Raw genomic sequence first — 21401 nt, 5'->3', positions numbered from 1 at the left:
GTGTGACCTCATATTGAAGACGTTAAGCAGGCTGTTGCAGCTTTAGCTGCGTACAGGTCGCTTAGTTGTTACACCTAGAGGTTGTGCCCTAACATTGGTGGGAAACCCACCAATGAAGTAATCACTTCAATATTTGCTTTTATCAAAACGTGAATGTGTTCCATTCAATCAACATCATCCTCTCAATGCCCGAAGCGCGTATAGAATTGATACAACATCAATTACCTCTTGGAATACTGCACCAATAATCGCAGGAATTACACCTGTCGCCGCAATAAACATCAAGACAATACAAATAACGATTCCTATCATTACCGCTTGTCTAGCAATTTTCATCGTATCACGACTAATTTCAATAGATTTCGTGACATTACTCAAGTCATTTTGTAGAAGAACAATATCTGCTGCCTCGCTCGCTACAGTTCCAGACCCCACAGCGATAGAGATTCCAATATCTGCTGTTGCAAGAGCTGGAGCATCATTTACACCGTCTCCCACCATAATGACTGGTTTATCAGTTGAATTTTTGATGAACTGTAACTTTTCATCTGGCATCAAACTGGCATGAATGTCATCAATACCAACTTCATCTGCGATTTTGCTCGCTACACGAATGTGATCTCCAGTCAGCATCGTAATCCTAGAAAGACCGATTTCTTTTAGCCTAGCAATTGTCGTCTTGGCTTCTGGTCGCAAACTATCTGTAAATGTCACGGCACCAATATATTGATTATTTTTTGCAACATAAAAAGCTGTTTCAAAATCATTTTCAGGTGCACCGACGAAAGAACTTCGTCCAATCTTGAACACGTCACCGTTGATTTCACCAATCACACCGAGTCCCGCAACTTCAGTCAAATTTGACAATTGCAAAGGAACAACATGGCGTTCTTCAGCATAGCTGCTGACCGCTTTAGCAAGAATGTGATTACTGGATTGTTCCAATGTATAAACAATTTGAAGCAGTTCAGATGCTGTAAACTGCTCTTGAGTTTTGTTTTTATCCCCAATCTCACACAAAATTTCTGAAACAGGAACAACTTTTTCGACTTGGATTTTTCCTTCGGTGATTGTCCCCGTTTTATCAAGAAAAATTCCACGCGCTTTAGCAAGTTTTTCAATCACAGTCCCATTTTTAATCAATGCACCATTTTGACTAGAACGACTCATTCCCGAAACAAAAGCAATCGGCGCTGCCAAAATCAGTGGACAAGGACTCGCCACGACCAAAACTTCTGCAATTCTTACGGGATTGCCCGATATAGCATAAGCAATACCAGCAATAATATAGGCAATAATTGTGAAAGGAACAGCATATCTATCTGCCAATCGAACAAAATTCGCCGGTGTAGCTTCTGCCTCTTTAACCAATTGCACAATTTTTTGAAATTGAGAATCGCTCGCCACGACAGTGGTCTGAATCTCAATACTTGAATTACCATTAATCGCGCCAGATAGCACCTCATCCCCAGCCAAAAGCTCATTTGGCTTAGTTTCACCCGTAACCGAGGCTTCGTTAAGCTGGGCCGCATCAGAGAGGAGCCGTCCATCAATTGGAATGACTTCCATAGGTCTAATGAGTAAAGTACTCCCAATCTCCACTTCGTCAAGTGCGAAATCCTTAACCTCATCATTGATTTTCACGTGAGCGACATCTGGTGATTTCTCAAGTAACGAGGCAAGTGCGCGGTGAGCACGTCCTGCCGCATAGTCTTCCAAACTCTCTCCACCAACTAACATCAAAATGATAATAAGCGAAGCCCAGTATTCTCCTACCAGAAGTGTAGCAATAATTGCTGTGATTGCAAGTAAATCCACACCATAAGAGCCACTTCGCAAAGTTTTTATCATTTCAATGAACATTGAGAGCGCCAAAATACCGCCCACAATCGTGACAATCATCTGTGCAACAAGAGACTGGTTAAAACCAAAATAGGCCACCAATGCAGCAAGTGCGATGACAAACACGAGAATGAGTTTTTTAAGATTTGTCATTCATTATCTCCTTAAAAATTTATTTGTCCTGAGACTTTGCTCTGCCTTGCTAAAAGCTTATGTGACCTGATTGTCAACTTTTAACGCCGCTTTGATTCAATTGAACTGAGCTAAATTTTTAAGTTATTTATTAGACTTGTGAAGTCAACTCTGATTTTTGTAGAACTATGCTATGATACACAATTTTGCTTACTACATCTGCAACCTTGACAGTGTCCGACTCAGCTTTGTCACAGCAACTAAGAAAGCAAAGAGAGGTTCACCATCAAAAATGAAGTCGATACTAAATTCAAAGTTAGCACGCACTTATTTCGATAAAACGAATTAACTTCACGACTTTATTGATATTTTCTATTATTTTATCAGAAATAATATCATTCTCTTAGTAATTTAACTGTCAAAGATATTTGTCAATCAAGTATTATTCGCCTATAAGCTGTCAGTATGCTGACAAAAAAATCATCATCATGAATTTTGTCAAGTATTTTTACTTTACAATGCTTGCATTTCTAGAAATTTATGCTATACTAATAAAGTATGTTTTTGCAAGGTGTTACTTTATTAAGTACATTGATGCAAAAACGATAAAATCTACGGAGGACATAAAACAATGGCAGTACCTGCACGTCACACTTCATCAGCAAAGAAAAACCGTCGTCGTACACACTACAAATTGACAGCTCCAACTGTTACTTTTGACGAAACTACTGGTGACTACCGTCACTCACACCGCGTTTCACTTAAAGGCTACTACAAAGGCCGCAAAGTACGCGAAACTAAGTAATCTACTCAAAAGAAAGGAAGTAAACAACTATGGCAGCTGGTGTACGCACACATGTTATTCTTGAACACAAAGAATCTGGTGAACGTCTGTACCTTACTCAAAAGAACAAACGTAACACTCCAGACAAATTGGAACTTAAAAAATATTCTCCAAAATTACGCAAACATGTAATTTTTAAAGAAGTTAAATAATCTTTTTAGGTAAAAATATAAATAATACACTGACAAATTTGTCAGTGTATTTTTTTATTCTGTCAGTATACTGACAGGATTATTCTGGACGTTTTATTGTGAAAGTTTCTCCCAGCACTGCGTAATCATTCCCTGCCAAACGCGCGATTGGAGCTAGTTTATCTGTGTTGATATGAAAATTTTGTTCATCAAGAATTTCATCATCGAAAGCAAAATGAATCACTTCAAGGAGAATAAGATGTCCTTCATCTTCTAGAGGAATATGCTGGTAGAGCTTTGTTTCAAAGCGGGCACTACTATTTTTTATGGTTGGAACCTTGACCATTTGCGAAGGAGTAAGCTCTATTAAAAATTCCTCTGCTTCACTTATATGAGCAGGTAGACGACTAGCAGTCAGATTCATTAGTTCAACGTTATCACTGTTAACAAGATGAACAACCGCTTCTTGAGTTGAAAGTAGGTTATTCAGACTATCTTTATTGCCTGTAAAAGCAACCGACAAAAGCGGTGGATGACTTGAAGCAACATTAAAAAAGCTGAACGGAGCAACATTGACCAGCCCATCCTGACTTTGTGTTGTTAACCACGCAATGGGACGAGGAACAACACTTCCTGATAAAAGTTTATAGACGAGCTGTTGATTCAGCTCGTCTGCTTTATAAGATTTCATTGATTAGATTTTTCTTTATAGATTTTTTTATATTTCTTAGTTTTATTTTGTAGCTTCAAGAGGAACGCCTGTCTTACGTTCAACGACTTTTTCAATCGTCCAAAGCTCATCTTCACGACGGTCTCGATGTGTATCTGATGTATCAAGAGGACGTAAACTTGCAGCAGTACGTGCTTTTGTCGCTTCATCTCCTGGAAAAAGATGTGGTGGCAAGCTTAATCCAAGACCTGACTGCTCCTTACTCTCATCAATCCAGAAACCTGAAGTAATCAGAGCTTCTTCATAACTGTCAACAACTCCAAGACCTGATTTTGCCATTTCTAAAGCTCCAATACCTGGTGTATAAGTCGCAATTTCAAAAAGAACACCTGGAGCAACACGAACATACTCACTTGAGAAATAAAAACGATCCACCAGGCCAGAATTTGGCAATTGGAAAGCATTAATACGAGCAATCCAGTATTTCAAAGTTTCAGGGTCTGTTGTTCCAAGTGCGAGATGATGAATTGTGCCATAGCCTTGATAAGCATAGTGATCACCTTCATGAGCTTCTTGAATAATTAACGCAGCTCCATTACCGCCTTCAGCAACTTCAAAAAGATGTAAATCTCCTTCCTGACCTGCATAACGAAAACCAAAGACTGTTTCTAAAATCAAGCGAAGGTTATCTGTATTTTCTACTTTGACAAACACTGGGCCAAGTCCTGTAATCCCATGCTCTGCGGGCACATTAGAAAGTTGCCATGAGCGTCCTTGTGAAGCTGCTCCTGCATTTGCTTGGTCAGAAATCAATTGATATTGTTGTCCGTCAAAATCTTCAAATTCTAAAGTTTTTTGACCAAATTTTGTTGTGATTTCACCATGTTTGACATGAGCTTTATCAAAACGTGTTGTCCAATAGTCAAGTGAAGCATCTGTCGGTACACGGAATGAGGCACGTTCGATATTGTTTGCTCCATGCATTCCTTTCGGAATATCTTTGAAATCAAAGAAAGTCATATCTGCGCCTTTGCCATCTTCTTCTGTAAAATAAAGGTGATATGTTTCATAATCGTCTTGATTGACCGTCAATTTTGCAAGACGCAATCCCATAATGTTTGTGAAAAAATCATAGATTTTTTGAGCGCTAGATGTTATGGCAGTGACATGATGAACACCTCCAAGTACATGATTATTTTCGATTTGTGATTGAATCGTTTGAGTCATAATATTTCTCCTGTTTTATATTTAATATGAATGAAAATATGTATTAAGATGCTTATTCGTTTCATTCTAAAAAGTATTTGCTCTATCTTTATCGCAACGTTGAGTCAGTGCTACAATTGGCATATTGTAGCACTGACTTTGTGCCATAAAATTACACATCAGCGTACTGACAGAAATTCTGTCAGTAAATTTCTAGCCACTTTTTAGCTGCAACAAGTTCCTCTTCGGTCAGTTGATGACCGTAAGTACACTTAAAAATCTCATTTTGACAACTTGCTGTTTCCAAATTTTGTATCAATGCATTAAAATTGCGCTCCGATACAATTGGGTCATTGGGTGCATAAGTTAGAAAGATACGCTTGTTGTCAGTACTGACAGGATGATTAATTTCTGTCAGTTGCATTCCGTGGAGTGCAATGACTTTATCAAAATTAAAAATGCCTTTCAGCGTCATATAGAGCGCTATATTTGCACCATTTGAGTACCCAAGCGCAATAAATTTTGTCGCATCAAGACTATATTTCTCAGCAAGTGCCAAGATTTCATCTGCTAACCACTGGCTCTCAAGCGCCAACGAGTCAAGGTCAAAATTATCCTGTGTAAATCCACCTGCATGTCGGAGCTTAAAATAGCGATTTATCCCATTGTCATTGACACGTCCGCGAATGGAAAGCACGGGATGCCCTGGTGCAATCCTCTCAGCAATAGGCAATAATTGATGTTCATCTCCTCCTGTACTATGTAGGAGCAAAATGGGAGCTAGTAACGGATTACCAGCCTTAAAAATATAATCTGTCACGTTGTATCTCCTTTCAAAATAAGATATGAGGGAGGCTTGCTTAAAAACTGTGAAACATAGGGAAATTTTTGCTTCTGCTTAAGTAGCAGGTTCAAAATTTCATCTTTTTTCGCAAGTTTCTGGCCTTCCGAACTCAGTTGATTAAGATGTGAGGTGCGCTCATCCTGAAATTATAAAAAATAGAAAATTTCAGGTTGGTGCGAAAGCACGGTTCTGGAAGTTGTCTATTTTCACTAATTTCAAGCGCACCGAACTCCGTTGATTTACGTTCACCCTAAGCTTTTAGCATGTAGATTTTTGGAATATTAGATTTCTGTTGTCTCGTTCAATGATGTGTTGGTGCAAGGACGAATTTGATTAATTTTTACTGTGACATTCTCGTCAAATTTAGCAGGTTTTACTTTATCGAAGTGTTCTCCTTGTCTTCCGAAATAACGTAGTAACTCTCCACGACGAGCTTCATAGCGTGGTGGCAATGCAAAAGTTGTCCCCAACTCACGCACCGACTCATCAAGTGTAAAGCCAGGTGTCAAAGTTGCAAATTCAATACGATTGCCCGATGGTGTCAACAAATACACAGAGCTAAAATATCCACGATCCACATAGGCTTCTCGCGTATAGTCAAGTCGCTCTGCCTTTTTCCAAATCGCATCCAGTTCTGCTGTAGATTCAACTGCAAAGGCGATATGATCTACCGAACCACGTCCCCACTTAGAAACTGGCAAATTATTCTCCGTTTTTTCCAAAGTTATTGCCGAAAAATCTCCTACCATATCTTTGAGAAATCGAGTAGTAGCGTCGATATGGTCAGTCAACAACGTTGTACCAAGAACTCCTGTGATTTGAAATTCTGCCGGAATATCTGTCAGCGTATTAATATGCCAGTCCGTCAAAATATCATCTGTTTCGATAAATTCTAGAGGAATTTGATCAAAATCTCTTACTGACAAACTATTAGTCATATTTACCGAACTATCAGTAATAAATTTTGCTAATCGATTCGTCCAAAACTGTCGTGAACCGCGCGGAATGCCAAACTTGATTCCTGTCAACGCTGATTTTCCATCGATACGTTCCTGACCAAAACGATGGTCGGGAAAAAAAGTCACCACAGTTCCGGCACTTCCCAAAAAATCACCATAGTAGACATGTCGCATATAAATATTGCCTTGATTGATTGAATTTTTGACCAAGCGTAATCCCAAAATATCCACATAAAAATGAAAATTTTGCTCAAAATCACCTGTCAATAATGAAATATGGTGTACTTTCATATCATATGTGAGCCCGATTGCTTGACACACTGCATCAAGGGTGCAGATAAGATTTTGCAAAATAGAATTTCCTTCGTAAACCGACAACATTTAGAAAAATGAGGTTCTTCACGAAATGAAGCAAAGACTAAATTCAAAGCTTAGAGCTGCTTCATCTCCCACCTACAGAGGTGGGAGTGTTGCGATTGCGACTAGCCACTTTAGTGGCGTAGTGAGCATCGACAGCGTAGCCGTAAGGCGGAGATAGCACGCTCTTGTTTTGATAAAAGTTCCATTTTACCTAATGCCACAGCTTCAAGGAGGACGAACTCAATTCCTTTCTTATTTACTCAGTTCAAAGTATAAATCAGCAATATTTCCTTTAAATTCGCGCACTTTACCATCAACTATCAATTCGACAACATGTGCTGAATCATCAATTGCAGGAATTTCTCGATTTTGTAATGTTACAAATTCATCAACAGTTTCAAACTCTTTTGTTCCTGTACGTCCATCAAGGGTTTTAAAAGTAACTTTCATTGTCATATCCAGCTTTCTTATTCTTTATGTTTACAATTGTAAACGAAAAAGTTTTTTCTGTCAAGAAATTAGTTTCATCACTTGACCTTGACCTAAGGTAAAGTTGTAAAATAAACTTATCAGCTGATGATTTGGAGAAATTTAACGAAAGGAATGTACAGTTGACACGCTTGTGACAACTGTCTTCAAATTTTATATGAACATCAAACAAGTGACTAAACTCACAGGACTAACTTCAAAAACCTTGCGGCATTGGGAATCCGTGGGCTTACTCTCACCCAGTCGCGCTGACAATGACTATCGAAACTATACTGACAATGACCTCAATCAAATTTTCTACATCATGAGTCTCCGTCAGCTCGATGTACCATTAGAAAAAATTAGAGAAATTCTGTCAGCACAAATTGATGAAAAAACAGCGCTGACCACACATCTGTCAGTACTGACAGAACGTCAAAATGCCCTGTCAGCACTGATTAAACACCTATCAGCAAAACTAGAAAAAGGAGATTATCAAATGTCAAAAAAAGATTTTGTACTTTTCAAACAGCAGCAATTAGAAGAAAATGAAAAAAATTATGGCACCGAAATCCGCCAAAAATATGGTCAGCAAACTATCGAAAAATCAAACCAAAAATTTCTAAACCAAAATGAAGCAGACTTTAGTTGGGCAAAGGAAACCCATGAAAAAATCATTAATATGTTAGAAAAAGCCTATGCTGACAACGATGAGCAGCTCGCTTTTGAAGCTGTTAAACTTCATAAAAGATGGCTCGAATTTTACTGGGAAGACCACACCATCACACCCAAGGCACACATCGGCTTGACCCAGATGTATTGTGATGATGAACGATTTCGGAAAAATTATACTCAAAAATACGATGGACTTCCCGAATTTTTCCTTAATGCGACAATTAATTTTTATAATAAATAAAAAAGAAAAGGTTTTCTCTTTCATTTAAGTTTCATTTCAGCATTATGACATATAATGTTTTCATACTCCTAAATAAACTTTTTCATAAATTACTCCTAAAACTCCCGTCTACTCCTCGGGAGTTTTTTTGTTTCTATCTTATCAAAGCTAATAAAGCCAAAAATGATTTAGAAATAAACAGTTTGCACCTACCATTTGAAGTGGTATAATTATCTTAAAAATCGGAGAAAATAGATGGTAAAAACGCTCGTAGAAAAACTCAATCTCAACAAATTCAACAATAAATTGGTCCTCAATCTTCCCGACAGCAGCTATTTATCAGACTTAACGAACTGTCAGTATGCTGACGAAAAAAACAGTTACGATCTCATCATCACTTTCGTCACAAATCCCAAAGAATTTACAAAGTCCTTTGCCAAATATCGTGATAAAATTTCTCCTGATGGACTTTATGTTGTCGCCTATCCGAAAATTGGAAACAAAAAGTTTAGTACCTCCATTCATCGCGATGAACTTTTTGACTTGTTAAAGATTAATCCTGATAGTAAGATTGTTGCCGATAGCACACTCAAATTCAATCGGATGGTTGCACTTGATGAGATTTACACTGTCATTGCTATCAAAAATATAGCCAGTCAAAAAACAGGAAAGACTTCCGCAGCTAGTCAACGCGTTACTGACTACACAAGCAAGCTCCCAGAGCTTCGTCAATTACTGACAGTTCCTATATCCACCGATTCAACAGCCCAGGCTAATCACGTTGAACTGACAGAACTGGCAGCAGCGCTTGACTACTTTGACAGCCTCACGCCAGGCTATCAGCGCGACTGGGCGCGCTATATCTACTCTGCCAAGCAGTCCGCTACTCAAGAAAAGCGTAAAGACGAATTTTTGTCAGCAATGACCGCCAAAATCAAAACTTCGGACCTCTACAAAAAGTCTTTAAAAAAATGAAGTATTTATCATTCACTCTACTTTTAAGAACCGTAGAAAACAACAACAAATGAAATAATCATTACAAGCGCAAAAACAAAATTATGAACCACATCAAAAATAAGGAAGTGTGATATTATGACCGATCAAAAAACAGTAGCAATCACAGGAGCATCAAACGGTATGGGCTATGAAGCAACAAAACTGTTCGCCAAAAAAGGTTGGAAAGTTTACGCAGGCGCACGTCGCGTCGAAAAAATTCCCCAAGACGGTGAAAATATTGTTGCCATCAAACTTGATGTGACCGACTCCTCCTCAAACCATGCTTTCATTGAGCAAATTTTTAGTGATGCAGGACACATTGACGTCCTCATCAACAACGCTGGTTATGGTGAATATGGGCCAGCAGAAGAAATTCCAATGGACAAGATAAGAAAACAGTTTGAAACCAATTTTTTCGGTGCAGTTGAACTCACTCAACTCGTCCTACCAATTATGCGCGCTCAAAATTATGGTCGTATCGTTAATATCTCAAGTATTGGCGGTGATGTCTATATGCCTCTTGGTGCCTATTACCACGCGACAAAAGCAGCTATTCAACAATGGTCAGATGTCCTTGACCTTGAAGTTACTCCTTTCGGTATCCGTTCCATCTGTATCCAACCTGGAGGCACGCAGTCTAGTTGGGGCTCTATCGCTCTTGATAATTCTAAGGCAAACATGAGTGAGAACTCTGCCTATCAGCCCCTTGTAAGTTCAGTTGCTACAGGCCTAGAACGATTTATGAAAAATAGCGCAAAAACTACCGATTTAGCTGAACTTTTCTATAAAGCAGCAACAGATATCAAACCTAGCCTGCGCTATTTGCACTCTTTTGGTGATAAATTTATGGTATATGTTGCACGAAACCATCCCAAAGTTTTCCGCAAAGCTCTTCTCCTTGCTATGCGTTACTTTGAAAAAAAGTAAAGAGGTGAAATGTATAATGAAGTCAAGACTTATTCAGTGGGAGTTTCAACTCACCACTGAATTTAGTCGGACAAAATTCAAAGCTTAGTGCTGCTTTATCTCCGACCTAAGAGGTCGGAGTATTAGCATGCACTTGTTTTGATAAAGCAGAAAATCTTGATGAACTCATTGCACAAAGCTTTGATTCCGAGCTCATGCGACAAGTAGTGAAACTCATTACCAAGCACTTTCCAAACCATCCTCCACGGCTTTTTGATAATGGAAAAACCTTCTGCGCCCTTGCTTTAGGAAAAAATCCACTGCCATCACCAGACTATGAAGATGCAGGCTATATCAATATTGCGCCTCAAAAAAATTATATTGCCCTCTATATCTACGATACGACCTCCACATTTGAGCAATATACAAAAGACTTCCCAAAATCTTCAATAGGAAAAGGGTGTCTACGTATCAAAAATCAAGCCTTTCTAGACAAATACAAAGAAAACCTCTCAAATCTTCTTAGACAATATAAATTATAAAAAAACAGCATGACAAATATCACGCTGTTTTTTTACATTTCCCCTTGACAAATGAATATTCATTTACTTAAAATAAAAGAATGAGAAAAATTGATGAAAGTAAAAAACAAGCAATTACCCAAGCTGTCTATCAACTGACCAAAGAAGTCGGACTTGTCGGGCTTTCTATTGCAAAAGTAGCAAAAATTGCTGGCGTTAGTCCTGCGACGATTTATATTTATTATAAGGATAAGACAGATATGCTAGGTAGCATTTTGATTGAAGTCAAAGATTTACTTGATGATGGTGATGCAGAAGCAATCACACAAGCTGGTGAAAATCCTCTGGCTCAACTCAAAAATTATCTTCGTTTTATGATTATTTCTTGGAGTAATAATCCTAGAGAGGCGCTTTTTATGCGAGAAGCACTTGAAAATCCAAGCGAAATTTCAACAGAAGGGCTTGCCTATTCAATGAAGCGCGCAGAGATTGTAGTAGCGCTTTATAATAGACTTTTAGAAGCAAAAATTATCAAAGATTATCCAGTCGATTTGCTTTTAACGTGGTCTGCTTCTGCAATCAGCCTAGTTCTAACATCACACGTCCGTAGCGGAACAAATCCATCCGAAAAGGAAATTGAGCAAATGATTGAACTCTCAGTAGATGCCTTAATTTTGCATTAAATGATACTTCACTTGACAAATGAATGCTTATTCATTTATAATAAATAAACGAACGTTCATTTATTTAAAATCGAGTCTGCTACCTTTGGAAAAGTGTGAAAAAAGATAAAGTTGGGAACCTGACTGCGACAGAACCTCCATCTTTCCTATCTCTGTAGTATAACTACTACGCTGTCTCTTGGCTTATGCTGCTTTTGCGCAAAGAGCCAAGTGACATTTTTCAACTTTTCAAAGCAGTCGGACTCACATCTTACGAGGTAAATCATTATGAAAACAATTATTATAACAGGCGCTTCTAACGGTATGGGTTACGAAGCTACAAAACTCTTTGCAAGTAAAGGTTGGCAAGTGTATGCTGGCGCCCGCCGTGTCGAAAAAATCCCGACAGGAAAGACAATCACAGCTCTAAAATTAGATGTTACCCGCCACGAAAGTAATCAAGAATTCATCTCAACTATCCTCAAGAGCACAGATCACATCGACGTTTTAATCAATAACGCTGGCTATGGTGAATATGGGCCAGCAGAAGAAATCCCAATGGAAAATGTTCGTAAACAGTTTGAAACTAACTTCTTTGGTGCAGTAGAGCTTTCTCAGCTTGTTCTACCTACAATGCGCACACAAAAATCTGGACGAATTATCAACATTTCTTCTATTGGTGGGGATCTTTATATGCCATTAGGAAGCTTCTATCATGCGACAAAAGCTGCAATGCAACAATGGTCTGATGCGCTTGATACTGAAGTCAAAGCTTTTGGTATACGTTCAATCGTTATTCAACCTGGTGGAACAGCTTCAAGTTGGGGAGCGATTGCTATGGAAAATGCAGAAAAAAATCTAAAGCAAAATAGTCCTTATCAACCTCTCGTAGCTAGTATTCGTGGTGCTTTGTCTGGTGAAAGTCTGGGTACTGGTGCAACTTCTCTACAACTTGCCGAACTCTTTTATAAAGCAGCGACAGATGAAAAGCCTAAACATCGATATTTTCATTCTATGAGTGACCGTGCGATTGTTCATATTGCACGCGCTCATCCCAAACTCTTTCTCAGAGTGCTTACATTAATATTGAATCGGATGGGAAAACAAAAATAAATTAAAAAGACACGGTAACCAGCCGTGTCTTTTTAATTTAGGAGTAAACTTTATGAAAAATTTTAATTGGAATAAATATATTATAATGGTACTCACTTAATTCTCACTAAACTCACACTAAACTGAAACTAAAAATTTAAAAATCATTCTGTCAGTACTGACAGAAAAAATTATTTACTGACAGCGTATTTATCATTACTGACAAAGAAAAATAAGCTTTATAAAGTCTAGCATTTATGATAGAATAGGGTTAGAATGCTCTTTGTGATACTAGTTTGGCTACTAAATATTCCGTTTGGAAGCTTGGACAGTATAAGTAAAGATGAGCTTATATTTAAACAAAAGGAAAACTAATGCTTACAGTATCTGATATCTCACTACAATTTTCTGACCGTAAACTCTTTGATGAAGTTAATATTAAGTTTACACCTGGCAACTGCTATGGTTTGATTGGTGCAAATGGTGCAGGAAAATCAACATTTTTGAAAATCTTAGATGGTGAAATCCAACCGACAACGGGTCATATCTCAATGGGTCCAAATGAACGGATGTCCGTACTACGACAAAACCATTACGACTATGAAGACCAGACGCCACTTGATGTTGTGATGATGGGAAATGAAAAACTCTTTGCCATCAATCAAGAAAAAAATGCTATCTACATGAATCCTGATGCAACGGATGATGATTTCATGCGCGCAGCTGAACTCGAGGCAGAGTTTGGCGAAATGGGTGGCTACGAAGCAGAATCCGAGGCTGCAAAACTGCTACAAAACTTGGGCATTAAGACTGAGCAACACATGGACATTATGGCAAACTTGACTTCTGGCGAACACGTCAAAGTCTTGCTGGCTAAGGCTTTATTTGGTAAACCAGACGTTTTGCTACTGGACGAACCAACTAATGGACTCGACATTCAAGCCATCGCTTGGTTAGAAGAATTTTTGATTAACTTTGAAAATACCGTTATCGTCGTTTCTCATGACCGCCATTTTTTGAACAATGTTTGTACTTATATGGCTGACCTTGACTATAGTAAAATCAAACTTTACCCAGGGAATTATGATTTTTGGAAAGAGTCATCTGAATTAGCTTTGCGCCTGCAAGGTGACGCCAACCGCAAAGCAGAGGAAAAAATCGCTGAGCTCAAAGAATTTATCGCACGGTTCTCTGCCAATGCTTCCAAATCCAAACAAGCAACTTCACGTAAGAAAATGCTGGATAAAATCGAAGTTGAAGAATTTGTTCCTTCTTCACGCAAATACCCATTTGTCGGCTTTGAACAAGAACGTGAAATCGGAAATGACCTTTTACGTGTGGATAACCTTTCAGTTGCTATTGATGGTGAAATCATTTTGGAAAATATTTCATTTATCTTGGCCCCTGGTGATAAGACCGTCTTTATCGGACAAAATGATATCCAACAAACAACATTGATTCGTGCTTTGATGGGCGACATTGAGGATAACTGGACGGTTAACGGTGAGATTAAATGGGCGTAACAACTTCTCGCTCATATTTGCCCAAAGATAATACGAAAGACTTTGCTTCTACTGACAGTATCTTGGATTGGCTCCGCCAGTTCGTTTTAACTAAGGAAGAAGACGACAATACTTATCTGCGCGGTTTCCTTGGACGGATGCTTTTCAAAGGTGAGGAATCTTTAAAATCAGTCAATGTCCTCTCAGGTGGAGAAAAAGTCCGTGTCATGCTTTCAAAAATGATGCTTCAACGTGCTAATGTGCTGGTACTTGATGACCCAACTAATCACTTGGATTTGGAGTCTATTTCTGCACTCAATGATGGTCTGAAAGCCTTCAAAGGCAGTATTCTTTTTGCCTCACATGACCATGAATTTATCAACACGATTGCAAATCATATCGTTGTCCTCAGCAAATCTGGTGTGATTGACCGCATCGGTGAAACTTATGATGATTATCTTTCTAATGATGAAGTGCAAGCAAAAGTTAAAACACTTTGGGCTGATTAATTTGATTTGATAACTCTGTCAGTAATAAAAATTACTGACAGAATTTATTTTACTGACAAAAATGTTACTGACAGACTTATCAGCTTTGCTGACAAATTTTTTATCTGCCGATTCAAAGCTGACAGAACTGTCAGCAATCATTTCCTTACCGAAAGTGTGGTTATTACGGAAAATTTTGATATTTATAATGCACAAAAACTAAAGACAGGAAAAATCGGAACACGCGGAATTCCTCTAGAGAACGGTCAATTTCGCTTTGTTGTTCGTGTTATTATTTTTAGTCAAACTGGTGATAAAGTGCTTATTCAACAACGCCAAGTGACAAAGTCAAGTTTTCCTCACTTCTGGGATTTTACGGCTAGCGGTGGAGTACAGGATGGGGAACTTTTCCACGAAGCTGCTACTCGAGAACTTCTGGAAGAAACAGGAATTTTCTATAACTTTTCAAATGTACCAAGTCGTCTAACAATCCAGTTCTATGAGGGTTGGAGTGAAGTTTTTATCATTCAAAAAGATATACCGCTCAAAGATTTAAAACTTCAAAAATCAGAAGTTTCTGCTATGCGATGGGTATCCGAAGACGAATTAAATGCATTGATTGATGAGGGAAAATTTATTCCTTTTCACTATGCAAAACACATTTTTGATTATATTAGATTTAATGGTGAAACTTCATTTGTAGAAAATTAAATTGATGATTTCATAGCTAAATGAAGTCAAGACTAAATTCAAAGTTAGTGCTGCTTCATCCCCTACCTAAGAGGTAGGGGTGTTAGCACGCACTTATTTCGATAAATTTTATCTTGAATTAAAGTGATTACTTCATTGGTGGGGATTCTTTTTCCCCACCAATGTTAGGGCACAATCTCTAGGTGTAACAACTAAGCGACCTGTACGCAGCTAAAGCTGCAACAGTCTGCTTAACATCAAAGATATGAGGTCACACCGTAGCAAAGCTTCGTTATCCATTCGCTCTAAGCGACTAAAGTCGCAAGGCGAAGTGGTCCTGTCCCTGAAGTCTATCTCGCTTTGCTCCGCTGTCGATTTCGCTAAGTTGCTAAAGCGACAAGCTCAAATCGCAATCGCTAAAGCGCTAAGACCCTAGGGCAGTAGAACGAAAGCAGAGCTTAATGCGTGCTAAGTTAAAATTATAATAATAACCTGTAATGAATTTAAAGGACTAACAGAACAAATGACGAAAGAATTAAAACTTTTTGCAACAGATATGGATGGAACTTTTTTGCGCTCTGATCGCGCTTATAATCGTGATAAACTAGCGACTGTACTTGAACAATTTGACCAATTAGGTTGGATTTTCTGCGCTTCTTCAGGACGACAACTTTTAGCTTTAGAGGAACTCTTTGACGGTTTTACAGATAAAATGGCATTTGTTGCTGAAAATGGCGGCGTAGTCAGCTATAAAAATAAAATGATTTCCGCACAGACATTTTCCACCTCACAAATTGATTCAATCATAGATTTGTTACGCAGAATGCCCTTTTCGCCTGACAGTGATTTTCTGATTTCTGGGCTTAAAGGTGCCTATTCTATCAAAGGTGTATCCGACTGGTTCTTTGATAAGGCTCAACTTTATTATGCTAATTGCCAGATTGTGAACTCTCTTGATGAGATCGATGATACTCTTCTCAAAATTACCACGAATTTTCCTGAGGATAAAACACGTGAATGTGAAAGTTTTATCACTGAAGAGCTTCCTTACGTCCGTGCAACAACAACAGGTTTTACAAGTATTGATATCATTCCAGATGGAATCAGCAAAGCTTCTGGGCTCAACGCTTTAGTCAAACATTTTGGATGGACAGCAGATAATCTCGCTGCTTTTGGCGACCAAATGAATGACTACGAAATGCTGGAATATGCTGGAACTTCGTACGCTGTAAGCAATGCAACTAAGGAAATACTTACTCTTGCTGACAACATCATTGGAAGCAATGATGAAGATGCTGTTTTTACTGAGATTGAGCGTATTATTTCTGAAAAATAAAACGAAAGTGGTCATTAAACCACTTTTTTTGCTATAATTTTAATAATAGATGTGTTCCGAAACTCTGCTTTTTTGTCAAACTACACTTGCTTCATCCGCGACTTTGACAGTGTGTCCCACACGATCAAACACTCGGCATTTATGCCCCCGCTTTGAGCAAATGGAGAACAAAGTGTGACCTCATATTGAAGATGTTAAGCGGACTGCTGTCGCTCTAGCTGCGCACAGACCCCTTGGATTACATCTAGAGGTCGTGCCTTATGTCCGCCATCAAAAGCAAGACGGGTTTCTACACAACCTTAATTAATAAATTTGGAGAAGAATATGAAAATTGCAATCGATGCGATGGAGGAGATTTCGCTCCTGAAAATATCGTAAAAGGTGTTAATCTTGCTAAAAAAGAATTTTCCGACGTAACTTTTCAGCTTTATGGTAATGGAGAAAAAATTCGTCAATTTTTAGATGATGAAACAAATATAGAAATCATAGAAACTACTGAAATCATTGATTTTCACGATGATCCAGTAACCGCAATTAAGTCTAAAAAAAATAGTTCCCTTGTCCTGGCAGTGACAGCAGTAAAAAAAGGAGAGGCTGATGCTGTTTTATCTGCTGGATCGACCGGCGCACTTTTGACTGCAGGCTTGCTTTTGGTCAAAAGGATTAAGCAAGTTTCACGTCCTGCACTTATGTCTACCTTGCCAACAAGTGACGGACGTGGCTTTGAGATGCTTGACCTCGGTGCCAATACTGAAAATACAGCGCAACATTTGGTTGATTTCGCAATTTTAGGTTCTTACTACGCTGAAAATGTCCGAGGAATAACAAAACCAAAAGTAGCCTTACTTTCCAACGGTACAGAGGAGTCAAAGGGCTCACCAAGCGTCAAAGAAGCGCATGAACTCTTATCTAATATGCCTGAAATCAATTTTATCGGAAATATTGAATCACGTGATATTCTCACTGGAGGTGCCGATGTCGTTGTAGCTGATGGTTTCACGGGAAACGCTGTACTTAAAGCAATTGAAGGTACAGCAAGCGTTCTTATGAAACAAATCAAGGCAGCGATTATGGAAGGAAGTTTCACAACAAAAATCGGTGGTGCATTAATTAAAAAACCACTCTCTGGACTCAAAGACATGATGAGCACAGATGCTGCTGGAGGTGCAGCTTTTGTTGGCTTAAAAGCGCCTGTTATCAAAGCACATGGCAACTCAAGTGAATTCGCTATATTATCTGCGCTAGGACAAATTCACAAAATGTTAGAAACAGATGTGACTGGTAAACTCGTTAAACACTTTGAAAATATGGAAAATTAAAAAGCCAACATTGGCTTTTTAATTTTTTCTTCTCCAATCATACTTAGTTTGGAAATAGCCCATAATTGGAAATTCAAGACAGAGAACGATTAGAAAATAAGGAGGACTACTAACATTTCCCCAACAAAATATTCCCACTAACAAAATAAGCGGAATAAATATACACGCCCAAAACCATCGCTTTTGCCAAAATCTATTTGGTAGGGGCTTAATTGGTGCTGACTTATCTTTGATAAAAAATATCAAAACTCCACCAATCATAAAAAATAAAAATGCCCATCCTTGAAATTTATACGAGAGCAAGAAAAAAGGTATTGCAAGAAACATTGCAATGCTACTTAGTAACCAAAAAGTGTGTTCTTTTTTTGTCATCATATATATTTCCAATTTCTACTTTCAAAAAGTGTACTGACAGCTTTGTCAATAGCTTCATTTTTCAAATCGTGAGCTGTAAGCTAGACCGATTGCAATAAGCGCGTAAAATAAAGGTTGAAACCAGCGATTCCAATCAAAATGAATGAAATAACTTACCGCCGAAACCAAGAAAGTCAGCCCCAAAACTGTCAAAAACCAAGTGAGAAAATAGTGACGCCATTTCGTTTTCTTTCTTGGTGCCTCCTCATCAGTAAATTTACGCTCAAAAATAATCATCGCTACAACAAGCAAAGCTACTCCCATCAATGACAGCCACCAAAATGATTTGAAGTTAACATTGATGAACATCATTGAAACATATAAAATGCAAATCACAATATAAAAATTTCTGCGCATTTTCCCCCCACGCGTCTGTCAGTATACTGACAGACTTATCGACTTCATTGATAAGTCTTTTAGCCACACGTTCAATGCTTATTCTAGGCATATTGAACTGACAGAAATTCTAGCGCTGTTGATATTTATCATTTAAGAAAATTCCAGCAGGCAAAATTATTGTCAGGACAATGGCTAGAGCTAAAAGGTAGTCTGTTACATATAGTGCAACGAGAACAGAAATCACTGTCGCTGGCCAAATTAGGACATTTATTTTTTGAATTTTTTTAGTTGGTATTAATTTTTTACGCTCCGAAAATTTATAATCAGACATCATGAAAATAACCGCACAAACAAATGCTCCTGCTACAAACGGAATAAAACCAAGATTCAAAATCACACATGCCCAAATGATGATCAACAAAATAATGCTCAAAACAAATCTAAAAACTCCACGTTTACTCATTTTTTCTCCTTTTAAGATGTGAATCCGACTGCTTAGGAATATCGCAAGAATCAACAGCATAGTCACCGCAGGCAGAGTAGGAAAATGTGATGCACACATTTTATCTAATCGTCTAGCTCCTAGTAGGGTGAACTCACTTCCTTTTTATAGTCTGTCAGTATACTGACAGACTTATCAACTTCGATGATAAGTCCTCCATCCGCCGATTCAATGCTTACGTCGGGCGCATTGAACTGACAGACTATCTTTGCTCATTTTTTGAATGTAGCATTGACCAAATCATCTCTCCTGCCGTGTAAATAAGAACAAAAGGAGGATAAAAATACGTTGCCACCATCGCTAAAAAAATAACTAAAATCCAGATTGGATGATTGAGTACGTGCAAAACTTCCATTGCTTTGATTTTTTCTGCAACATGAGGGGGATTGTCCAAAATATAAGCTTTGCTCATTTGCACATAGGCTAGCCCCACAACCCAATCATTGCCATAAACAGCAAAGCAGGCGTTTTGGGAGCCGTACTCCCAAGATGGTCAAATAGGTCAATTGTACGACCTGTCCAAGCCGCAAGTACAGGCAATAATGATAGCGACAAAATCCATAACATTGTGGACACATAAATCCTTCGTGTCACACGTTCAGCATTCGTTAACATATACTGCTGATTAAACCAAGAAGTCGTTACATAGATAAAGCTCAAAATATAGGCAATCATATAAACCAGATTATTGCGCAAAAAATCCATAAGCAAACCACTTTCTGGGATTCGAAATTCCAACAGCATAATTGTCATAACAACTGCGACAATCCCATCGACAAAGCCTCCGAGACGTGATTTACTAACCATGATTTTTCCCTCTTTCCTGCAACCATTTTTCCCTTTCCTCATCGTCCAGTTTAACAATGAAATAAATCACAATAAGTAATAGGAGAATGCTCACACCAAATAAAAGAACATTAAGCGTGAAACTTGTCAACAGAACCAATGAAAAAATCACTGTACCCACACCTATCCAAATAAATTTTTTCTTAATATTTGCAAGACCAGTTGATAAATACTGAACAAAACTCATAAAAACAGTTAGTCCACTAAGAAAGACATAATTTCCACTGAGAAAAAGTCCCATTGCACCCAATGTAGTTAAGAAAATTGCCCAAGTTGCTGTTCCAAAATGATTCGTCTTAGCCACAATCATCGGTACGTCTTCATGCGACTCAGCTAAACTAGCAAGAATTGTTGGAGTATTAAACGTTGTCGCCACGATTACTCCAAAGATAGAAATACATATTGCAATAACAAACAAAGGAATTCCAATACCACCAACCACTTTACTAAAAGCTGTTGCAGCTGGTACAATCGTTGCAGGAAGATTCGCTCCAAGACTACCAATTGTTATCGTCTGAATCACCAGATACACTGTAATACACGTCAGCATCACAATAGCCATCATTTTAGGCAAATTCTTAGCCGGATTTTTCATCTTCTCAGCATTGACTGGTAAAAATGAAAAACCAGTGAAAAAGAAGAAAATTGTTCCATAAGCTGATAAAAAACCACTGACAGCGTGATGACCTGCTGACGAACTTTCTGTCAGTACTGACAACGTAGTAAAATTCTCACCACGCACCAACCAAACACAAGTTCCAACAAAAACCACAACAATCAAAAGTTTGACAAAAGAGGTAATATTATCCAAACCCGCAATAATTGATGTTCCAAAATACGAAATAACCCCTAACAATAAAATAACCAAAAGTCCTATGGGCCGTGTTGCAAGATTTGGAAAAATCATCTTTAACGCCGTAAGTAGAGCTGATACTTCAGTTGCCAATGTGACCACACCCAAAAGCCAAGTAATACTCCCTATCACGAAACCTGGAAAACGTCCAAAAGTTTCCTTTGCATAGACAAAAGCACCACCATTTTCAGGATAAATTTTACTCATGTTTGCATAAGAAAAGGCAATCACAAAGATAGATAAACCAGCAAATAATATCGCAAGTAAACTAAGTGTCCCAGCATCTTGATAAATCTTCCCAGCAAGCAAGAAAATACCCGAACCAATAATAGAATTAATTCCGAGTAAAAAAATGGCAGTAGGTGAAAGTAATTTAGTTTCCTTCATACATCCCTCCGAGAGACAAATCCAACTGTAATGATATAATATCTCCACTAAAGAGGTTGGATTCAATTTTTATCAAACCAAGCACTGCTGTCCCACTATCCCATGTGCTTAAAATATAAGCTTTCACTTCTCTTATATTGAGAACTAAGCAAAACGCAATTATCATACGAGCCAGTAGTTTCAACAAATTAATTGCT

General features: G+C 38.2%; 23 protein-coding genes and 2 pseudogenes. 12 read left to right on the top strand and 13 right to left on the bottom strand.

Annotation, left to right across the window (positions count from 1 at the left end; all coding sequences use genetic code 11):
- Window positions 1–174: 174 nt before the first annotated feature.
- Complete coding sequence (locus FLP15_RS02890; RefSeq protein WP_142765919.1) at window positions 175–1995, bottom strand: heavy metal translocating P-type ATPase; 1821 nt, start codon at window positions 1993–1995, stop codon at window positions 175–177.
- A gap of 610 nt (window positions 1996–2605) precedes the next feature.
- Here FLP15_RS02890 and rpmF point away from each other — a divergent pair.
- Window positions 2606–2779: a 50S ribosomal protein L32 gene (gene rpmF / locus FLP15_RS02885; RefSeq protein WP_075526098.1), complete on the top strand. Its 174-nt coding sequence runs from the start codon at window positions 2606–2608 to the stop codon at window positions 2777–2779.
- Window positions 2780–2808: 29 nt separating this feature from the next.
- A complete protein-coding gene (gene rpmG, locus FLP15_RS02880; RefSeq protein WP_075526099.1) occupies window positions 2809–2970 on the top strand; it encodes a 50S ribosomal protein L33 in 162 nt (53 codons plus the stop codon).
- A 79-nt stretch (window positions 2971–3049) separates the two neighbouring features.
- Here rpmG and FLP15_RS02875 read toward each other — a convergent pair whose 3' ends face one another.
- The 5 genes from FLP15_RS02875 to FLP15_RS02855 form a co-directional block, all read right to left on the bottom strand.
- Entirely contained in the window at window positions 3050–3640 is a 591-nt protein-coding gene (locus tag FLP15_RS02875; protein WP_142765918.1) for a flavin reductase family protein, read from the bottom strand.
- Window positions 3641–3682: 42 nt separating this feature from the next.
- Window positions 3683–4846: a VOC family protein gene (locus FLP15_RS02870; RefSeq protein WP_142765917.1), complete on the bottom strand. Its 1164-nt coding sequence runs from the start codon at window positions 4844–4846 to the stop codon at window positions 3683–3685.
- A gap of 181 nt (window positions 4847–5027) precedes the next feature.
- Complete coding sequence (locus FLP15_RS02865; RefSeq protein ID WP_142765916.1) at window positions 5028–5645, bottom strand: alpha/beta hydrolase; 618 nt, start codon at window positions 5643–5645, stop codon at window positions 5028–5030.
- Window positions 5646–5950: 305 nt separating this feature from the next.
- Entirely contained in the window at window positions 5951–6919 is a 969-nt protein-coding gene (locus FLP15_RS02860; RefSeq protein ID WP_142765915.1) for a VOC family protein, read from the bottom strand.
- 321 nt (window positions 6920–7240) lie between these two features.
- Window positions 7241–7438, bottom strand: coding sequence for a hypothetical protein (locus FLP15_RS02855; RefSeq protein ID WP_142765914.1), 198 nt, complete (start codon window positions 7436–7438; stop codon window positions 7241–7243).
- A gap of 196 nt (window positions 7439–7634) precedes the next feature.
- Here FLP15_RS02855 and FLP15_RS02850 point away from each other — a divergent pair, with 196 nt between their 5' ends.
- The 10 genes and pseudogenes from FLP15_RS02850 to plsX all read left to right on the top strand — a co-directional run bounded on the left by FLP15_RS02850 (window position 7635) and on the right by plsX (window position 17863).
- Window positions 7635–8372, top strand: coding sequence for a MerR family transcriptional regulator (locus tag FLP15_RS02850; protein WP_142765913.1), 738 nt, complete (start codon window positions 7635–7637; stop codon window positions 8370–8372).
- 234 nt (window positions 8373–8606) lie between these two features.
- Window positions 8607–9326 (top strand): YdeI/OmpD-associated family protein, encoded by a 720-nt coding sequence (locus tag FLP15_RS02845; protein WP_142765912.1) that lies wholly within the window; start codon window positions 8607–8609, stop codon window positions 9324–9326.
- Between the two features lie 117 nt (window positions 9327–9443).
- Window positions 9444–10274, top strand: a complete 831-nt coding sequence (locus tag FLP15_RS02840) for an SDR family NAD(P)-dependent oxidoreductase (RefSeq protein WP_142765911.1) — start codon at window positions 9444–9446, stop codon at window positions 10272–10274.
- A 194-nt stretch (window positions 10275–10468) separates the two neighbouring features.
- Window positions 10469–10795 (top strand): hypothetical protein, encoded by a 327-nt coding sequence (locus FLP15_RS02835; RefSeq protein ID WP_142765910.1) that lies wholly within the window; start codon window positions 10469–10471, stop codon window positions 10793–10795.
- An 80-nt stretch (window positions 10796–10875) separates the two neighbouring features.
- Window positions 10876–11457 (top strand): TetR/AcrR family transcriptional regulator, encoded by a 582-nt coding sequence (locus tag FLP15_RS02830; protein WP_142765909.1) that lies wholly within the window; start codon window positions 10876–10878, stop codon window positions 11455–11457.
- Between the two features lie 267 nt (window positions 11458–11724).
- A complete protein-coding gene (locus FLP15_RS02825) occupies window positions 11725–12549 on the top strand; it encodes an SDR family NAD(P)-dependent oxidoreductase (RefSeq protein ID WP_142765908.1) in 825 nt (274 codons plus the stop codon).
- 353 nt (window positions 12550–12902) lie between these two features.
- A pseudogene (locus FLP15_RS02820) lies at window positions 12903–14539 on the top strand (ABC-F family ATP-binding cassette domain-containing protein).
- Between the two features lie 6 nt (window positions 14540–14545).
- The gene (locus tag FLP15_RS02815; protein ID WP_223804706.1) at window positions 14546–15229 is read left to right on the top strand and encodes an NUDIX hydrolase; all 684 of its coding nucleotides are present in this window, start codon (window positions 14546–14548) and stop codon (window positions 15227–15229) included.
- Between the two features lie 502 nt (window positions 15230–15731).
- A complete protein-coding gene (locus tag FLP15_RS02810) occupies window positions 15732–16544 on the top strand; it encodes a Cof-type HAD-IIB family hydrolase (RefSeq protein WP_142765907.1) in 813 nt (270 codons plus the stop codon).
- A gap of 324 nt (window positions 16545–16868) precedes the next feature.
- Window positions 16869–17863 (top strand): annotated as a pseudogene (gene plsX, locus FLP15_RS02805) (phosphate acyltransferase PlsX).
- A gap of 18 nt (window positions 17864–17881) precedes the next feature.
- Here plsX and FLP15_RS12665 read toward each other — a convergent pair.
- The 7 genes from FLP15_RS12665 to FLP15_RS12660 all read right to left on the bottom strand — a co-directional run bounded on the left by FLP15_RS12665 (window position 17882) and on the right by FLP15_RS12660 (window position 21370).
- On the bottom strand, window positions 17882–18238 hold the full coding sequence (locus FLP15_RS12665) for a hypothetical protein (RefSeq protein WP_190288333.1): 357 nt from the start codon (window positions 18236–18238) through the stop codon (window positions 17882–17884).
- Window positions 18239–18292: 54 nt separating this feature from the next.
- The gene (locus tag FLP15_RS02795) at window positions 18293–18634 is read right to left on the bottom strand and encodes a DUF2391 family protein (RefSeq protein WP_142765906.1); all 342 of its coding nucleotides are present in this window, start codon (window positions 18632–18634) and stop codon (window positions 18293–18295) included.
- Window positions 18635–18743: 109 nt separating this feature from the next.
- The gene (locus tag FLP15_RS02790; RefSeq protein ID WP_142765905.1) at window positions 18744–19079 is read right to left on the bottom strand and encodes a hypothetical protein; all 336 of its coding nucleotides are present in this window, start codon (window positions 19077–19079) and stop codon (window positions 18744–18746) included.
- A 241-nt stretch (window positions 19080–19320) separates the two neighbouring features.
- The gene (locus FLP15_RS12975; RefSeq protein ID WP_223804705.1) at window positions 19321–19551 is read right to left on the bottom strand and encodes a hypothetical protein; all 231 of its coding nucleotides are present in this window, start codon (window positions 19549–19551) and stop codon (window positions 19321–19323) included.
- Window positions 19542–19925: a TMEM175 family protein gene (locus tag FLP15_RS12970; protein ID WP_223804704.1), complete on the bottom strand. Its 384-nt coding sequence runs from the start codon at window positions 19923–19925 to the stop codon at window positions 19542–19544. The genes FLP15_RS12975 and FLP15_RS12970 overlap by 10 nt, the downstream gene beginning before the upstream one ends.
- Complete coding sequence (locus tag FLP15_RS02780) at window positions 19918–21204, bottom strand: APC family permease (RefSeq protein ID WP_142765904.1); 1287 nt, start codon at window positions 21202–21204, stop codon at window positions 19918–19920. The genes FLP15_RS12970 and FLP15_RS02780 overlap by 8 nt, the downstream gene beginning before the upstream one ends.
- Window positions 21191–21370: a hypothetical protein gene (locus FLP15_RS12660; RefSeq protein ID WP_223804703.1), complete on the bottom strand. Its 180-nt coding sequence runs from the start codon at window positions 21368–21370 to the stop codon at window positions 21191–21193. Before FLP15_RS12660 ends, FLP15_RS02780 begins: the two co-directional genes overlap by 14 nt.
- Between the last annotated feature and the right edge of the window lie 31 nt (window positions 21371–21401).

The organism is Lactococcus protaetiae, from assembly GCF_006965445.1.
GTDB lineage: Bacteria > Bacillota > Bacilli > Lactobacillales > Streptococcaceae > Lactococcus > Lactococcus protaetiae.
The sequence above is the reverse complement of the archived record's forward strand: the minus strand, read 5'-3'. Positions and strand labels throughout refer to the sequence as shown.

What these genes read in the sequence shown, in the direction of transcription:
- FLP15_RS02835 (WP_142765910.1), top strand. Translation starts at nt 10,469, where the DNA reads ATGCGACAAGTAGTGAAACTCATTACCAAGCACTTTCCAAACCATCCT.
- FLP15_RS02890 (WP_142765919.1), bottom strand. Translation starts at nt 1,995, where the DNA reads ATGACAAATCTTAAAAAACTCATTCTCGTGTTTGTCATCGCACTTGCT.
- FLP15_RS02790 (WP_142765905.1), bottom strand. Translation starts at nt 19,079, where the DNA reads ATGAGTAAACGTGGAGTTTTTAGATTTGTTTTGAGCATTATTTTGTTG.
- rpmF (WP_075526098.1), top strand. Translation starts at nt 2,606, where the DNA reads ATGGCAGTACCTGCACGTCACACTTCATCAGCAAAGAAAAACCGTCGT.
- FLP15_RS02850 (WP_142765913.1), top strand. Translation starts at nt 7,635, where the DNA reads ATGAACATCAAACAAGTGACTAAACTCACAGGACTAACTTCAAAAACC.
- FLP15_RS02825 (WP_142765908.1), top strand. Translation starts at nt 11,725, where the DNA reads ATGAAAACAATTATTATAACAGGCGCTTCTAACGGTATGGGTTACGAA.
- FLP15_RS02795 (WP_142765906.1), bottom strand. Translation starts at nt 18,634, where the DNA reads ATGCGCAGAAATTTTTATATTGTGATTTGCATTTTATATGTTTCAATG.
- FLP15_RS12665 (WP_190288333.1), bottom strand. Translation starts at nt 18,238, where the DNA reads ATGATGACAAAAAAAGAACACACTTTTTGGTTACTAAGTAGCATTGCA.
- FLP15_RS02855 (WP_142765914.1), bottom strand. Translation starts at nt 7,438, where the DNA reads ATGAAAGTTACTTTTAAAACCCTTGATGGACGTACAGGAACAAAAGAG.
- FLP15_RS12970 (WP_223804704.1), bottom strand. Translation starts at nt 19,925, where the DNA reads ATGGTTAGTAAATCACGTCTCGGAGGCTTTGTCGATGGGATTGTCGCA.
- FLP15_RS02860 (WP_142765915.1), bottom strand. Translation starts at nt 6,919, where the DNA reads ATGAAAGTACACCATATTTCATTATTGACAGGTGATTTTGAGCAAAAT.
- FLP15_RS02840 (WP_142765911.1), top strand. Translation starts at nt 9,444, where the DNA reads ATGACCGATCAAAAAACAGTAGCAATCACAGGAGCATCAAACGGTATG.
- FLP15_RS02780 (WP_142765904.1), bottom strand. Translation starts at nt 21,204, where the DNA reads ATGAAGGAAACTAAATTACTTTCACCTACTGCCATTTTTTTACTCGGA.
- FLP15_RS02845 (WP_142765912.1), top strand. Translation starts at nt 8,607, where the DNA reads ATGGTAAAAACGCTCGTAGAAAAACTCAATCTCAACAAATTCAACAAT.
- FLP15_RS02830 (WP_142765909.1), top strand. Translation starts at nt 10,876, where the DNA reads ATGAGAAAAATTGATGAAAGTAAAAAACAAGCAATTACCCAAGCTGTC.
- FLP15_RS02870 (WP_142765917.1), bottom strand. Translation starts at nt 4,846, where the DNA reads ATGACTCAAACGATTCAATCACAAATCGAAAATAATCATGTACTTGGA.
- FLP15_RS02875 (WP_142765918.1), bottom strand. Translation starts at nt 3,640, where the DNA reads ATGAAATCTTATAAAGCAGACGAGCTGAATCAACAGCTCGTCTATAAA.
- FLP15_RS12660 (WP_223804703.1), bottom strand. Translation starts at nt 21,370, where the DNA reads ATGATAATTGCGTTTTGCTTAGTTCTCAATATAAGAGAAGTGAAAGCT.
- FLP15_RS02810 (WP_142765907.1), top strand. Translation starts at nt 15,732, where the DNA reads ATGACGAAAGAATTAAAACTTTTTGCAACAGATATGGATGGAACTTTT.
- rpmG (WP_075526099.1), top strand. Translation starts at nt 2,809, where the DNA reads ATGGCAGCTGGTGTACGCACACATGTTATTCTTGAACACAAAGAATCT.